The following is a 15,184-nucleotide window of genomic DNA, read 5'->3' as shown; positions in this document are numbered from 1 at the left end:
TGCCTCAGAGCTTTCCACCAATCCCGGCCCAACCCCTCAAATGCGCGGGATGCCGGCGTCGTTGATCACCTTCGACCACTTGCCGATTTCCGACGTGATCAGCGCGCGCATTTGCTCCGGCGTGCTGTCGCGGACTTCGCCGCCGGTCGCCGTCTCCAGCGCCGCCTTCGTCGCGGGGGCGGCCAGCATCGACTGGATCTCCGCGTGCAGGCGCTTGACGATATCGGGCGGCGTGCCCTTCGGAGCTACCAGCCCCGCCCAGGTGCGGACGTCGAAGCCTGCAATGCCGGCTTCCTGCACGGAAGGCACGTTCGGCAGCAGCTTGGTGCGCGCGGGCGAGGTGACGGCAAGGCCGCGAATGGCGCCGCTTTCGATCTGGCCTGCGAGCAGCACGGTTGTTCCGACGATCACGGGAACGTCTCCGGCGAGCAGGGAGGTGACGGTCAGTGAGTCACCGCGATAGGGGACGTGCACCATCTTGGTGCCGGCGGTGACGTTCAACAGCTCGCCCGCAAGATGATGCGTGCTGCCGAAACCGACCGAGCCGTAGCTCAGGGCATCGGGCTTGGCTTTCGCCATCGCAATCAGGTCCGGCAGCGTTTTGGCCTGATGATCGGCGCGAACCGCGATCACCAGCGCGTAGTAGACCATCGTCGACAGCATATCGAAACTGTCGATCGGGCTATAGGCGAGCTGCTTGTACAGCGCGCCCGAGATCGCGTGCGCCCCCGTGACGAGGCCGATCGTGTAACCGTCCGGCGCCGATTTGGCGATGGCGTCCGCAGCGAGATTGCCACCGGCGCCCGGCTTGGCCTCCACCACCACCGGCTGCCCGAGGCGCTTGGAAAGTCCATCGGAGACGATGCGCGCCATGGTGTCGGCAGCGCCGCCGGCCGCAAAGCCGTGCAGCAGCCGGATCGGCCGGTTGGGATAGGCTTGCGCGGCGGCGATGGAAGGCGCCACACAGGCCAGACTGAGCGCTGCGGCAGCAATGCAGCAGCGCAGGGCAAGCAACCGTCCGCGCAGGAGGTTCAACGATCGAGCCATTTGTTTTCATCCCTGGTGTTTTGTTGTTTGAACATCAGCTCCGGCTGGTGGTGGCGGCGCGATTACTTCACGCCGCGCATCGCCGGAGAAAATTCGGTGGCTTCCCTGGCCGGGCCGACGCCCCAGACGTCGCGCGGCAGGCCCACCCAGGTCTTCGGCCGCTGCGGACGGTCGCGGTGCCAGGGACGGGGCTCGAAATAGCCGAGCTCTTCGTCGAGCATCAGGTCCATGCTGTAATAGAGCTCGATCAGATGGCGATCGGGATTGTGGTGGTAGACCGCCACGTTGTGGCCGGGTCCATGCCGCACCGGTCCCCAGAGAATCTGAAACCTGTTGCGGCCGAGCAGGTCGCAGGCCTGGTGCATGTGCGAGGCATCGCGCAGCTCGAAGGCGAGATGATGCAGACGGCCGTCGGTGCCGCGGGCAAAGTTCATCGCGTGGTGTTCGGGGCCGCAGCGCATGAAGACGAAATTTTCCTCGATGCGGTCGGAGACGCGGAAGCCGAGAACGTCGCCGAAGAATTTGGCGGTGCTTTCAGGATCGGGCGTGTGGAGCGCGACGTGGCCGAGCTTGGCGACGGCAAGGCCGCGGATCGGTTCGACGGCCTTGCAGAATTGCCATTTGGAGAACAGTTCGATCCGGTGTCCGTCGGGATCGTCGAAGATCAGCGCCTTCGCTACTCCGGGCGCGGTGTCGCTCCTGATCTCCGACTTGATGCCGAGGCTTGCCAGCGACTTCTGCAGGTCGGCCGGATCGAGGTTGGGCGCCACTTCGTAGGCAATGGAGGTCAGTTGCGAGGCAGCGCCTCGCTCGAGAACGAGCGTCAGCTCGTCGGACTCGGTGCCGAGCAGGATGCGGCCGGCGCTGCGCGCAATGACGCCGAGCCCGATGATGGACTGGTAATAGTCGAGCTGCGCCTCGATGTCCGGGCTGGTGAAGGTGACGTGTCGCAGCCGCTTGACCCTAATCATCTCGTGACCTCTTGAACTCGCATGGCTTGGATTGAAAGCATCGCGCGGCTCTCAACCCGGGGTCATCACGATCTTGCCGAACGCCGCGCCGGAATCGAGCAGTTCATGCGCGGCGCGAACTTCGGAGAGCCTGAAGCGCTTGAAGATCGACGGACAGATGGCGCCGTCGGCGAGATAGCCAATCACCTTGCGCATGATCTCGCGCCGGCCTTCGCGGTCGCGATCGTAAATGTGAAAGGAAAAGCAGCGGATCGCCGGACAGATGTCGAGATACTTCCGCATCTCGCCCATCAGGTTTTCCGTCGGCAGTCCGGCAAACGCGTTGTAGGAGACGATGGTGCCCCATTTGTCGAGCGCGCCGAGATAGGAATAGAATTCCGGGCCGCAGACGTGATCGAGCACCAGGCTGACGCCGCGTCCGTCGGTCAGGGCGCGAGTCCGGGCGACGACGTCCTCATCGCGATAAAAGATGATCTCATCTGCGCCCATCTTTCGGGCGAAGGCGGCCTTCTCCGGTGTGGAGATGGTCCCGATCACCTTCATCCCGGCGATTTTCGCGAGCTGCACCAGCGACGTCCCGACACCGCCGGCCGCGCCGATGACGAGGGCGGAGTGGGGCGGCGTAGCGGAGCCGCAATTGTGCAGCAGTGCCCAGGCTACCTGGTAGTTCGGCAGGCAAACCGCGTCCTCGAATGCAACGTTGTCCGGCAGCACATGGACGGCGTCAGCCGGGGCGGCGACATATTCGGCATAGCAGCCGCCGCGTTGGGCGAGGTCGCGCGCGCTCAAGAGCACCCGCTGGCCTGCGGAAAGCCCATTCACCCGCGCTCCGACCGCTTCGAGGATGCCGGCGACATCGTTGCCTGGATTGGCCGGCAGCGGCGGCATCCATTTGTAGACGCCGCTGCGGATCAGCTTGTCGGGCTGGCCGATACCGAAGGCCTGGGCACGTATCAGAACATCCTGCTCGCCCAGCGCCGGCATCGGCACCTCGACATAGTCGAGCGCCTCCGGGCCTCCAGGGCGATGCACCAGCACAGCCTTCATAAGAGCGGCTCCCCCAATTGAGTATTTTCGAAAATATTGCTCATTGCGAAAATTATTGCAACGGGATTCTTTTTGGCTAGGATCGCGGGCCACGGATCGCGAGAAAAATCAATGACAACGACAGCCCTCAAGGCGCGCAAGGAATTCGGCAAGACGCTCGCCTCCGACATCGCCCACCGGCTGCGAAACGAGATTGTCACCTGCCAGCTCAAGCCGAATGAATCGCTGAAGTTCGATGCGCTGCGCCTGTCGTTTGGCGCCAGCTTCACGACGCTGCGCGAAGCCTTGACGTTGCTGGTGGCGGAGGGGCTCGTCGTCGCCGAAGAGCAGCGTGGCTATAAGGTGGCGCCGGTGACGCTGGAGGATCTGCAGGACTTGACGCATGCCCGCATCCTGATCGAGGTCGATTTGATGCGCCGCTCGATCGAAAAGGGCGATGACGACTGGGAAATAAGGGTTATTTCGTCGCTTCACCGGCTCGCCAGGATCGAGGAGCGGGCCCCGGAAGATTATGCAAGCAATACTGAATGGAAGGCGGCGCACCGCCAGTTCCATGAGGCGCTGGTTTCGGCATCGGGATCGCCGACGCTGCTTGCCGTGCGCAACTCGCTGTTCGATCGCGCCGAGCGTTACCGCAATCTGTCGGCCATGTTCCGGCCGCACCCGCGCGACAAGGTCGGCGAGCATCGCGCGCTGATGCAGGCCGCGATCGGGCGCAATGCCGATCAGGCGTGCGATCTGATCCGTAGCCACATCCAGACCACCTCAAACAACGTCGCAAAATACGCATCCGGCGTGATCAGCGCCGGCTGATCGCCGGCGGCCGACCTTCCTCACAAAAGTGCGCAATGGAGGCCGCTGGGGACGGTGGATTTCGGTTGCGTTCGGCAAAATTTTCGAAAATAGTCGCTTCTAACGAAATTCTAGTCCATCAGCCCGTCCAACCGAGAAGGATATACGTCCCATGCGGCTGCTCTCATTTCTGAACAACGGCAAGGAGACCTGGGGAGCGATCGTCGGCGACGGCGTGGTCGACCTCGGCAGCAAGGTGCCCCACGCCACGCTGCAGGACTTCATCGCGAGCCCCGATTTCGAAAAGCGCGATCATATCTTGGCCGGCCACAAGCCGGATCTGAAACTGTCAGACATCAAATACCTCCCGGTGATCCCGCGTCCCGAAAAGATCGTCTGCGCCGTGCGCAACTATCTCGACCACCACCAGGAGGCGGTGGCCCATGGCATGAAGCGCGAGATTACGGCGTTCCCACCGATCTTCCTGCGGGTGTGGCGTTCGCAGGTCGCGCATGACGCGCCGGTGGTCCGGCCGAGAGTGTCGACGCATCTCGATTGGGAAGGCGAACTCGCCGTCATCATCGGCAAGCCCGGCCGCTACATTTCCGAAGCCGACGCCATGGACCATGTCGCCGGCTATTCGATCTACAATGACGTCAGCGTGCGCGATTACCAGATGCATGCGCAGCAGATCGCGGCCGGCAAGAATTTCGTTGGCACCGGGCCGTTCGGGCCGTGGATGGTGACGACGGACGAGTTGCCGGATCCGACCAGGTTGAAGCTCGAGACCCGCATCAACGGCAAGACCGTGCAGAAGTCGGACACCTCGTTCCTGATCTTCTCGATTCCACGGCTGATCAACTACGCCTCCGAGATCTTCGATCTTGTGCCGGGCGACGTCATCGCCACCGGCACGCCGGCCGGTGTCGGCTTCACGCGCAAGCCGCCGATGTTCCTGGTGCCCGGCGATGTCGTCGAAGTCGAGGTGGAAAAGATCGGCGTGCTGCGCAATCCCGTGATCGATGAGGCCGCGCAGTGATGGCCTACGACATCAGGAAGACGCAGGTCTCGATCGAGGAAATCTGGCACGAGCGCGGGCCGCGCCGGGCGCAGCCGCTTCTGATCGGCACGGCGCTCGCCGTGATCAGCAATCCCCATGCCGGCCGCTACGACCCGGATCTGATGCCGTTTCAGGCCGGCTTGCGCGATCTCGGACGGCAACTGGCGCGGACGTTGTGCGAGCGGCTGGGCGGCAAGCACACCATCGAAGCCTATGGCAAAGGCGCGATCGTCGGCGGCGACGGCGAACTCGAGCATGGCGCGGTCTGGCATGAGGCGGGTGGTGCTGCGATCCGCGAAGTGATCGCGCAGGCCAAGGCGATCGTACCTGCGGCCAAGACCGTCGGCGCGATTGGCACCAGGCTGATGGTCCCGCTCGGCCATATCGAGGCGGCCTATGTCCGCAGTCATTTCGGCACCGCCGAGATGACGATCTGGGACGCGCCGCGGCGCGACGAGATCGTGTTCGGGCTGGTGATGGCGACCGGCGGCCGCACCCACGCGCGCATCGGCGGGCTCTCGGTGGATCAGATTTCAGTCCACGACGGGCAGCGGTGAGCGCAGTGTTTTCTCGCCCCACACCGATGTCTTCAACCGATGAAGCCGGATAGCCGGAGCTTCCGAGACTACCCACTGACCGGACATGCTGCGGGCCGGCAAAATCGCAAATGACCCTGGCTGTGTGAAAAGCCACGAGTCAGGTACGATTCCTCCGTTTCCTGATGGGGGATACGGATGGGACGCTTCGTTGAAGGCGCGGACAGATCCCAGCTGACGCTCTTGCCGGAATGCCTGGAGGATTGGGTAAGCGAGGACAACGCGGTCCATGTGATCGATGTGTTCGTCGAGGCGCTCGACCTGCATGGACTGGGGTTTGAGCGTGTGATCGCCAAGGAGACGGGCCGGCCCTCCTATCATCCGGCAGTCCTTCTGAAGCTTTACATCTACGGTTATCTCAATCGGGTGCAATCCAGTCGGCGCCTGGAACGTGAGGCGTGCCGGAATGTCGAGGTGATGTGGCTGATCGGCCGCCTGGCTCCCGATCACAAGACGATCGCCGATTTCCGGAAGGACAATGGCGCGGCGATCCGGAAGGTTTGCGCGAAGTTCGTTGCGCTATGCCGGCAAATGGGCCTGTTGCAGACCCCGAGCGTCGCGATTGACGGCAGCAAGTTCAAGGCGGTGAACAACCGCGATCGCAACTTCACGCATGCCAAGATGGCGAGGCGGATGGCGCAGATCGAGGAAAGCGTCGGTCGATATCTGCGTCAACTCGATAGCGCCGATCGGCAGGAGCCTTCGGAAGCGATCATCATCAAGACAACGAGGATCAAGGAAAAGATCGCTCGGCTGAAGCAGGAGATGGGCCGCCTGGAAGTGCTTGATGCGCAGATGCGTAACACGCCGGATCAACAGATATCGCTCACCGATCCGGATGCCCGTTCGATGGCCACCAGCGGACGCGGATCGGGCGTCGTCGGCTACAATGTCCAGGTCGCTGTGGACACCGAACACCATCTGATTGTTACGCACGAGGTCATAAACGTCGGCAACGACCGTGGGCAGCTTGCTCGGATGTCGAAACAAGCCAAAGAAGTGCTCGAAGTGGACAAACTCGAGGCCGTCGCCGACCGTGGCTACTTCGACGGAGAAGAGATATTAGCCTGCGAAGAGGCTGGCGTTGCAGTCACCTTGCCCAAGCCCATGACGTCGAACGCCAAGGCTGAGGGCCGGTTCGGCAAACAGGACTTCGCCTACCTGCCTGATGCGGACGTCTACCGCTGCCCATCCGGCCAGCTGCTGTCCTATCACTACACCAACATCGAGCATGGAATGACGCTGCGCCGGTACTGGTCGACAGCGGCGTGCCAGAGCTGCGCGATCAAGAGCCATTGTACGCCGTCCAAGGAGCGCCGCATCACGCGCTGGGAGCATGAGCATGTGGTCGAGGAGGTCCAGAGACGGCTCGATTCCAATCCCGACGCCATGCGGACGCGGCGCGAGACGGTCGAGCATCCCTTCGGCACGATCAAAGCCCGTATGGGTGCGAGCCACTTCCTGATGAAGCGCCTACGGAATGTCGCCGCTGAGATGGCGCTGCATGTTCTCGCCTATAACCTCACACGGGTGATGAACATCGTCGGCAAACCGAGCCTGATTGCAGCCATCCGCGCCACCTGAAGGTCGGAAAGTGCGTCGAAAAGCGTAATACCGCGTCGCGATACCCACTTTGGCCGTCATTGGACGATCCGACGCGAGAACATCGGCCGCCTGCCGACCACGGCCGCGTGCCGACTTATCGGTTTGCACACAACCAAGACCCTGAGCGGACTACTCTGGCCAACCACATATCGACACGCTTCGTCACTCACGCTGGCGCAAAGACGAATGCTAAGCTAACCTTCCATCTAGACCACTTGCGCGAGCCGATCACACCGTCATGCCGTTTTCGGTTTCGAGGCATTGCCGTCCTATACCGGGTTGGTCCACATGAACGCCTTTCGCCTTTGGAAAGGGGACCTGCCGCTGCCGCAGGCGTTCTGGAATTGGGCGGTGGCCGGCGGAATTGCGGTCAACATGCTCACGTCAATTTTGTTTCTGGCTCTGATCATGGCCGATCGTATTGTCCCGGCCTTTGTCGTCGGTTACGCACTTTCAGTGCCCTACAATATCGTCGCAACGGTTGGCGTCTGGCGATCGGCTGCACGCTATGAGGGCGAGCGCCGCTGGGCCGACCTCGCACGCATCGTTACGGTTGCCGGAATGATCCTGTTAAGTGTCACCTGATCGATGACCGTTCCCGAACGCCATTCACATACTCAGAATCCTCTCATGAATTCGGAGCGTCGCAGCACACGAAATAACATCTGGCCCAAGCCCGACATGCCGGCAGGCTGTGCCAATGTCTGCTTCCGAGAAAGGCGGAATCGTACCCCTGCATCAGTACGGCCGCGGCGGTGACTTGCCGTCATAAAACCGTTATCTCTTTGGCCTGCTTCTCACGGGAATTTCGATGAAAGTCCGCGCCAGCAATGTGATGATCGGCACCTTGACCCTGGCCCTGATCGCCGGGTCGCTTGGTGCGTGGCTCGGCTATCAGAAGCTCGCCGGGATCAAGCAGAAGGTGCCGTTCCGCGTGATCTTCGAAGGCTCGGCGTCGGGCCTGCGCAAGGGCGGCAGCGTGAATTTCGCCGGCATCCGGGTCGGCGAAGTGGTGTCGCTGAAGCTCGACCATCCGCGCCGCGTGGTCGCGCTCGCCATGATCGACGGCAATACGCCGGTGAAGAGCGACACCCAGGTCGGCCTCGAGTTTCAGGGACTGACGGGAATCGCCGCGATCTCGTTTACCGGCGGCTCCGATGAGGCGCCGCCGCCGACAAAGGGCGCTGACGGCATTCCAGAGCTCACCGCGGATCGCGAAGGCACACTCAACACCCAGGAAAAAATCCGCGTGGCGCTGCGCAACGTCGACCGCGTGATCGCCGACAACGAGGTGGCGATCAAGGATACCTTGCGGAATTTCGAGACGTTCACCGCCTCGCTCTCAGGCAGTGGCGAGAGGATCACGTCCATCATCGCAACCGCCGAATCCGGCATCGGCGCGGTCGACGGCGCCATGGACAAGACCAAGGATTTCCTCGGCAGCCTCGCCAGCGACAAGTACGGCGGCGAATTGCTGCCAACCGTGATTTCGCTGCGCGAGCTGATCGAAAGTTTCGACAAGAAGTCCGGGCGGGTGATCGCCGAGACGCGAAAAATGCTCGGCGACGTCAGCGAATCCGTCAACAAGGCGGGCCAAAAATTTGGCGGGCCACCTCCCCGACGCTAACCTGCCTTTCCGATAACAACCAAAAAAAGATGGAACGCCCGACGTGCTCGACAAATCCGCAAGCTTGACTGCACCGCCTCCGACCGTGACCCGCACCGAGAGCGCGGTGCCGCGGACTCTGCAAAAATATCTTTCGCTCGACGATTTCGAGCCCGTGGCGCGGCGGCGGATTCCGAAGTTTCTCTACGGCTATATTTCCGGTGGCGCCGAGACGGACGCCGCCATGCGCGACAACCGCAAAGCCTTCGACGAATACGGTTTCGTGCCGCGCGTCCTCAACGACGTCTCCGGCCGCGACCAGACGACGACGCTGTTCGGCAAGACGTATGCCGCGCCGTTCGGCATTCCGCCGATGGGCTCCTCGGCGCTGTGCGCCTATCGCGGCGACATCGTGCTGACGCAGGCGGCAACGTCCGAGAACGTGCCGATGATCTTGAGCGCCTCCTCGCTGATCACGCTGGAGGATGTGCGCGCCGCCAATCAGGCGGCGTGGTATCAGGCCTATCTCGCAGGCTTGCCGGAGCGGATCGAGCCGCTGGTCGATCGCGTAGCGGCGGCCGGCTACGACACCTTCGTCGTCACCGCCGACGTGCCGGTGCCGCCCAACCGCGAGAACAACATCCGCAACGGCTTTCAGGTGCCGCTTGCGATCACGCCGCGCGTGTTCTGGGACACGGTCACGCATCCGCACTGGCTGTTCGGCACCTGGGCGCGCACCGTGATGAACCACGGCATGCCGCATTTCGAGAATATGGACGCGCAGCGCGGGCCGCCGGTGCTGGCGAAGAACCTGATGCGCAACATCGGTGCCCGCGACCAGCTCGCCTGGAAGCATGTCGAGCTGATCCGCAAGAAGTGGAAGGGCAAGCTCGTGGTCAAGGGCCTGGTCTCGCCGGCCGACGCCAGAATCGCGCGCGAGAGCGGCGTCGACGGCGTGATGCTGTCCAACCATGGCGGCCGCCAGCTCGACTACACGATGTCCGGCCTGCGCACGCTGCCGGAGATCGCGGCCGAAGAAGGCATGACGGTGATGGTCGACGGCGGCATCCGCCGCGGCACCGACGTGATCAAGGCGCTCGCGCTCGGCGCCCATTTCGTCTGGGTCGGCCGCCCCTTCCTCTACGCCGCGATCGCCGGCGGCCAAGCCGGCGTGCAGCGCGCGATCGCGCTTCTGAAGTCCGAGATCGACCGAGATCTTGCGTTGCTTGGTATTCGCAAGCTCAGCGAGATCACGCCGGATCTGGTGCGGAGGTTCTGAGGCGAGATTCTGATTATAGGCGTGAACCCATAAATTTCGATTGGTTGGCGGACGTCCGCTTAGGCGCGCACTCCGGAGTCAATCGGACATCACCGCAAGTCCGGAAAATTCACAGAAACGGACCAGCTCGGATCTGTCACTGCTACGGAAGCGAATGCTCGAGGAAAAAACGCAGCATTTCTCTTGTGGCGTCCGGTCCCAGCGGGTCGGTATAGGAGCCCACGGAGCTTCCCCCCGACCATGCGTGTCCAGCTCCGTGGATGCTCCAGTGCTCTAAGACGGGGCGTCCACTGGCGTCGCTATGGACGGTGCGAGTATAGGCGCGGCCTCCAGGCACCTGCCCGCGATGCACGTTTCTTTCCACGCTCGTTGCTTTGATGGACTGCTTAATAACTTGATCGCCGTTGTTTGGGTGCACTGTGCTGTCGCGATCGCCGTGAAAAACAATGGTCGGGACAGTTGGCCTGTCGGTTAAAGCTGCCTGATGATCGAAGCCGCCGCCTTGTCGCATGGCGAGGAGCGCAGAGGGAAGGTCGATGGCGGCACCACATGCGAGTCCAGAATGTACACCGACGGCCGCGTATAGATCGTTATACGTTGCTCCCATGATGGTGGCTGCGGCCGCTCCGGCCGAAAGTCCAGCAACGTAGACTCGCTTTGGATCAACTGAGTACTCGCGCATGATTTGGCGCGTGATCCCCGCGATAAGCGAGGGTTCCCCTGTGTCACGCTGCTGGTCGGTTGTGCGAAACCAGTTCCAGCATTTCGCCTGATTTGCTTCGCTACGCTGCGCGGGATACACCACAAAGCAAGGTTGCGCTTCTGCGACAAAGTTCATTCTCGTGCCGGCGGCGAAATCTTCTGGCGACTGGGTGCAGCCGTGGAGCATGACGATCAATGGAAGAGCTTGCCCATGGTAACCGCTCGGGATGAAGAGCCGGTAGGCACGACTTCCCGCAGGATTTCTGTAGCTGCCGTCGATAAATCTCGCACCCTCCGGCACGATATCGCGCGTAGACAGCGGAGCCCGCTTGGTTGCGCCCCGCAATCGGAGCCCGGGGTAATTGTTCGTGCGATTTGACTGGGCGCTGAACTTGCGCGGTTGAGCGGATGTGGTCCGCGGTAACTGCGAGCTCCCCGCTTCCTTAACCCAATTTGCTTTCGCGTCTACAATTGACGGCTTACCTCCTGGGAGGGCGATGGCATCGGTGCGGAATGTCGCGTCCGTCGTCCTTTCACCGCGAAGCATGTGCTGGAGAAGTGCCGTGGCCTCGACGAGTCGGCCCGCGCGCGTGAGACGTGTAGCTTCGCGAATGATGTCCTGCTTGAGCATCGCCGTCACCGCGTCCTGTCAGCGAGCGCGGCTTTCACCGCCGAACTGGCATGGAGGGCTCCAAGCACAGAGACCGAGGCAATCGTGGCGCGAGCAAGCTCCGGCGTGACATCTTGGGCAATTGTCGCAAGACCTAGCACATTGATGTGCAGCATCTCGCCGGCTCGTCGCACCGTTTCGAGATCCTCGCGGCTGTAATTCCGTAGGCCTAGGTCCAGACTCTTCCGAGCAGTCGACTGTTTGACCACATCCGCATGACGTTGGAGTTGGTTGCGGATTGCTGTGCGAATGAAATCGGTACGGTTCGAGTAGAACCCTTCCTGGACCATGAGGTCGACGTGCCCAAGGTCGACGTAACCCAGATTGATCGTGATTTTTTCGGTATCAGCCGGCTTTAATCGGAGTTCGCGGATATTGTTCGACATGAGTTCCACCATCCATGCACCATCCGTACAGATGGCACATGGAGGGTCGGCAGCTCATAGTCAAGGGCCATTGCTCAAGATATTCGCCGAGGGGCCATCGCGCCCAGGACGACCCTCGATTTCCGGGGGGTACGTCCGGTCTGGGTCTTGGTTGTGTGCAAACCGATAAGTCGGCACGCGGCCGTGGTCGGCAGGCGGCCGATGTTCTCGCGTCGGATCGTCCAATGACGGCCAAAGTGGGTATCGCGACGCGGTATTACGCTTTTCGACGCACTTTCCGACCTTCAGGTGGCGCGGATGGCTGCAATCAGGCTCGGTTTGCCGACGATGTTCATCACCCGTGTGAGGTTATAGGCGAGAACATGCAGCGCCATCTCAGCGGCGACATTCCGTAGGCGCTTCATCAGGAAGTGGCTCGCACCCATACGGGCTTTGATCGTGCCGAAGGGATGCTCGACCGTCTCGCGCCGCGTCCGCATGGCGTCGGGATTGGAATCGAGCCGTCTCTGGACCTCCTCGACCACATGCTCATGCTCCCAGCGCGTGATGCGGCGCTCCTTGGACGGCGTACAATGGCTCTTGATCGCGCAGCTCTGGCACGCCGCTGTCGACCAGTACCGGCGCAGCGTCATTCCATGCTCGATGTTGGTGTAGTGATAGGACAGCAGCTGGCCGGATGGGCAGCGGTAGACGTCCGCATCAGGCAGGTAGGCGAAGTCCTGTTTGCCGAACCGGCCCTCAGCCTTGGCGTTCGACGTCATGGGCTTGGGCAAGGTGACTGCAACGCCAGCCTCTTCGCAGGCTAATATCTCTTCTCCGTCGAAGTAGCCACGGTCGGCGACGGCCTCGAGTTTGTCCACTTCGAGCACTTCTTTGGCTTGTTTCGACATCCGAGCAAGCTGCCCACGGTCGTTGCCGACGTTTATGACCTCGTGCGTAACAATCAGATGGTGTTCGGTGTCCACAGCGACCTGGACATTGTAGCCGACGACGCCCGATCCGCGTCCGCTGGTGGCCATCGAACGGGCATCCGGATCGGTGAGCGATATCTGTTGATCCGGCGTGTTACGCATCTGCGCATCAAGCACTTCCAGGCGGCCCATCTCCTGCTTCAGCCGAGCGATCTTTTCCTTGATCCTCGTTGTCTTGATGATGATCGCTTCCGAAGGCTCCTGCCGATCGGCGCTATCGAGTTGACGCAGATATCGACCGACGCTTTCCTCGATCTGCGCCATCCGCCTCGCCATCTTGGTATGCGTGAAGTTGCGATCGCGGTTGTTCACCGCCTTGAACTTGCTGCCGTCAATCGCGACGCTCGGGGTCTGCAACAGGCCCATTTGCCGGCATAGCGCAACGAACTTCGCGCAAACCTTCCGGATCGCCGCGCCATTGTCCTTCCGGAAATCGGCGATCGTCTTGTGATCGGGAGCCAGGCGGCCGATCAGCCACATCACCTCGACATTCCGGCACGCCTCACGTTCCAGGCGCCGACTGGATTGCACCCGATTGAGATAACCGTAGATGTAAAGCTTCAGAAGGACTGCCGGATGATAGGAGGGCCGGCCCGTCTCCTTGGCGATCACACGCTCAAACCCCAGTCCATGCAGGTCGAGCGCCTCGACGAACACATCGATCACATGGACCGCGTTGTCCTCGCTTACCCAATCCTCCAGGCATTCCGGCAAGAGCGTCAGCTGGGATCTGTCCGCGCCTTCAACGAAGCGTCCCATCCGTATCCCCCATCAGGAAACGGAGGAATCGTACCTGACTCGTGGCTTTTCACACAGCCAGGGTCATTTGCGGGCATCCACCTGTGCTCAAAGGTGTGTCCGCTTGAGCTCAGAAATCAGACATCGGCGATATGAGTACAGGTTCTAAGCAGTTTGAGGCTTCCGCGACGCGACAAACACCCCCGTCAGCACCAGCGCAAAGCCGATGAAGTGGAACGCCTGCGGATGCTCGCCGAGGAAGATGATCGACATGACGGTGCCGAACACCGGTACCACGTGAAAGAACGGGGCTGCGCGGTTGGCGCCGATTAGTTGCACGCCGCGATTGAAGCAGAGATAGGCGATGGTCGAGGGAAACAGCGCGACGTAGGCGAGCGTCAGCATATTCGCGGCGTCGATCTGCATCAGCGGCCGCGCGAATAATTCCCAGATGAACAGCGGGATCAGGCAGGCCGCGCCGGCGCCGAAGGTGAAGGCGACAAACGACAGGCCGTGGATCGCGGGTCGCTTCAGCGACAGCACCGAATAGATGCCGAAGATCGCCAGCGCCACCAGGAAGATCAGGTCGCCGATGTTGAAGTCGATGCCGGATAGCTTGGTGAGGTCGCCATGCATCAGAATGATGAGCACGCCGGCCATCGAGAGCAGAACGCCGGCGGCCTGCGCCAGCGTCAGCCGCACCCCGAGCAGCACGAGCGACCACACCGCGACCACCAGCGGTCCTGCCGACTGCAACAACAGCGTGTTCAGCGCCTGGGTGTGCTCCAGCGCCCAGTACTGCAGCGTGTTGAAGGCGCCGATGCCGGTGACGGAGAGCACGATCATGATGCCGAGCCGGCTGCGGATCGCGGCCCAGTCCTTTACAAGATGCTTCCAGGCAAACGGCAGGATGATCAGGAACGCGAACGACCAACGCAGGAATGAAAGCGTCACCGGTGGAATGTGGCCGGCGGCCAACCGCCCGACGATGGCATTGCCGGCCCAGCACAGCGCGGTGATGCTGAGCAGCAGATAAGGTTGATTGGCGAGCCAATTCGCGGATCGTGCGGGTGAAGTCTGTTCGGTAGCCGACATTCGCGGTCCATAGCGTTTTCAAGCGAAGTGGACACCGGTTCGCGCAAAGAAAACGCGTCAAACCAAGATTGGGACCGGTTCATGGCGCCGCGGCCCGCCCGGCGATCGACGCCGGGCCGGAATGTGGCCCGGCCCCTGTCACAGACACGGATTTGCGCCGCTCATCAATGGTGCAAGATGCATCGCGACCATGCAGCCCGCCTTGTCAGTCGTTTGGGGTTGCCAGCGGCAGGGCAAGTATGCAATCAAAGGACGATTGATTCATGTGACCCAACCTTGGTTTGTTTTCCGGGGCACATGCAGTGAGTTGTTCGGGGCTACTTTCAGTATTGGGCGTTCGTTCGATCGTAGGGACCACGGGCTGCAGGCGATTCGCCTCCTAAGAGTTTGGCCTGTCCGTGACATCGAACTTTGCAGATGATGGATCATTCCTTGAACAAGCCGATGTCGGCCGAAGAAGCCGAAACACGTCACCAGTTTGCCGTTCGCGCCAATTCCATATTGGCGTTCATCGAATGCGATGAAGAGCAGCGCCCAAAACTGCGCGAGGCCATCATCGAAGCGATGCTATGGGCGCAGACGCAGCCCAAACTCACCAAATAGGGCTCTCCGCCGTGGC

General features: G+C 61.7%; 15 protein-coding genes. 8 read left to right on the top strand and 7 right to left on the bottom strand.

From position 1 onward, the window contains the following. Positions 1-36 precede the first annotated feature (36 nt). From LMTR13_RS32610 to LMTR13_RS32600, 3 genes are all read right to left on the bottom strand, one after another. Complete coding sequence (locus tag LMTR13_RS32610) at positions 37-1,047, bottom strand: tripartite tricarboxylate transporter substrate binding protein (RefSeq protein WP_083219322.1); 1,011 nt, start codon at positions 1,045-1,047, stop codon at positions 37-39. 62 nt (positions 1,048-1,109) lie between these two features. Then, positions 1,110-2,018: a VOC family protein gene (locus LMTR13_RS32605; RefSeq protein WP_065731335.1), complete on the bottom strand. Its 909-nt coding sequence runs from the start codon at positions 2,016-2,018 to the stop codon at positions 1,110-1,112. A gap of 51 nt (positions 2,019-2,069) precedes the next feature. After that, the gene (locus LMTR13_RS32600) at positions 2,070-3,065 is read right to left on the bottom strand and encodes a zinc-dependent alcohol dehydrogenase family protein (RefSeq protein WP_065731334.1); all 996 of its coding nucleotides are present in this window, start codon (positions 3,063-3,065) and stop codon (positions 2,070-2,072) included. Positions 3,066-3,176: 111 nt separating this feature from the next. Between LMTR13_RS32600 and LMTR13_RS32595 the strand changes: the two genes are divergently transcribed. The 7 genes from LMTR13_RS32595 (at position 3,177) to LMTR13_RS32565 (ending at position 10,003) form a co-directional block, all read left to right on the top strand. Next, complete coding sequence (locus tag LMTR13_RS32595) at positions 3,177-3,878, top strand: GntR family transcriptional regulator (RefSeq protein WP_065731333.1); 702 nt, start codon at positions 3,177-3,179, stop codon at positions 3,876-3,878. A 151-nt stretch (positions 3,879-4,029) separates the two neighbouring features. Next, positions 4,030-4,896, top strand: a complete 867-nt coding sequence (locus LMTR13_RS32590) for a fumarylacetoacetate hydrolase family protein (RefSeq protein WP_065731332.1) — start codon at positions 4,030-4,032, stop codon at positions 4,894-4,896. Then, a complete protein-coding gene (locus tag LMTR13_RS32585; RefSeq protein ID WP_065731331.1) occupies positions 4,896-5,474 on the top strand; it encodes an amino acid synthesis family protein in 579 nt (192 codons plus the stop codon). The genes LMTR13_RS32590 and LMTR13_RS32585 overlap by 1 nt, the downstream gene beginning before the upstream one ends. A gap of 177 nt (positions 5,475-5,651) precedes the next feature. Then, positions 5,652-7,097, top strand: coding sequence for an IS1182 family transposase (locus LMTR13_RS32580; RefSeq protein ID WP_083218930.1), 1,446 nt, complete (start codon positions 5,652-5,654; stop codon positions 7,095-7,097). A gap of 309 nt (positions 7,098-7,406) precedes the next feature. Next, positions 7,407-7,703, top strand: coding sequence for a hypothetical protein (locus tag LMTR13_RS32575; protein ID WP_065731330.1), 297 nt, complete (start codon positions 7,407-7,409; stop codon positions 7,701-7,703). Between the two features lie 226 nt (positions 7,704-7,929). Further along, entirely contained in the window at positions 7,930-8,745 is an 816-nt protein-coding gene (locus tag LMTR13_RS32570) for an MlaD family protein (protein ID WP_065731329.1), read from the top strand. A 106-nt stretch (positions 8,746-8,851) separates the two neighbouring features. Next, entirely contained in the window at positions 8,852-10,003 is a 1,152-nt protein-coding gene (locus LMTR13_RS32565; RefSeq protein WP_065733150.1) for an alpha-hydroxy acid oxidase, read from the top strand. A gap of 142 nt (positions 10,004-10,145) precedes the next feature. Here LMTR13_RS32565 and LMTR13_RS32560 read toward each other — a convergent pair whose 3' ends face one another. The 4 genes from LMTR13_RS32560 to LMTR13_RS32545 all read right to left on the bottom strand — a co-directional run bounded on the left by LMTR13_RS32560 (position 10,146) and on the right by LMTR13_RS32545 (position 14,565). Continuing rightward, positions 10,146-11,336: an extracellular catalytic domain type 1 short-chain-length polyhydroxyalkanoate depolymerase gene (locus LMTR13_RS32560; protein WP_065733149.1), complete on the bottom strand. Its 1,191-nt coding sequence runs from the start codon at positions 11,334-11,336 to the stop codon at positions 10,146-10,148. Between the two features lie 5 nt (positions 11,337-11,341). Next, complete coding sequence (locus tag LMTR13_RS32555; RefSeq protein ID WP_065733148.1) at positions 11,342-11,761, bottom strand: CopG family transcriptional regulator; 420 nt, start codon at positions 11,759-11,761, stop codon at positions 11,342-11,344. Between the two features lie 284 nt (positions 11,762-12,045). Continuing rightward, positions 12,046-13,491, bottom strand: a complete 1,446-nt coding sequence (locus LMTR13_RS32550) for an IS1182 family transposase (protein ID WP_083218942.1) — start codon at positions 13,489-13,491, stop codon at positions 12,046-12,048. Positions 13,492-13,635: 144 nt separating this feature from the next. Continuing rightward, positions 13,636-14,565 (bottom strand): DMT family transporter, encoded by a 930-nt coding sequence (locus LMTR13_RS32545; RefSeq protein WP_065731328.1) that lies wholly within the window; start codon positions 14,563-14,565, stop codon positions 13,636-13,638. Positions 14,566-14,997: 432 nt separating this feature from the next. Here LMTR13_RS32545 and LMTR13_RS32540 point away from each other — a divergent pair, with 432 nt between their 5' ends. Beyond that, the gene (locus LMTR13_RS32540; RefSeq protein ID WP_156795878.1) at positions 14,998-15,168 is read left to right on the top strand and encodes a hypothetical protein; all 171 of its coding nucleotides are present in this window, start codon (positions 14,998-15,000) and stop codon (positions 15,166-15,168) included. Positions 15,169-15,184: the final 16 nt, after the last annotated feature.

This window comes from Bradyrhizobium icense (genome assembly GCF_001693385.1).
GTDB classification, from domain to species: domain Bacteria; phylum Pseudomonadota; class Alphaproteobacteria; order Rhizobiales; family Xanthobacteraceae; genus Bradyrhizobium; species Bradyrhizobium icense.
Note: the sequence above shows the minus strand (reverse complement) of the source record. Positions and strands in the feature narration are given on the sequence as shown.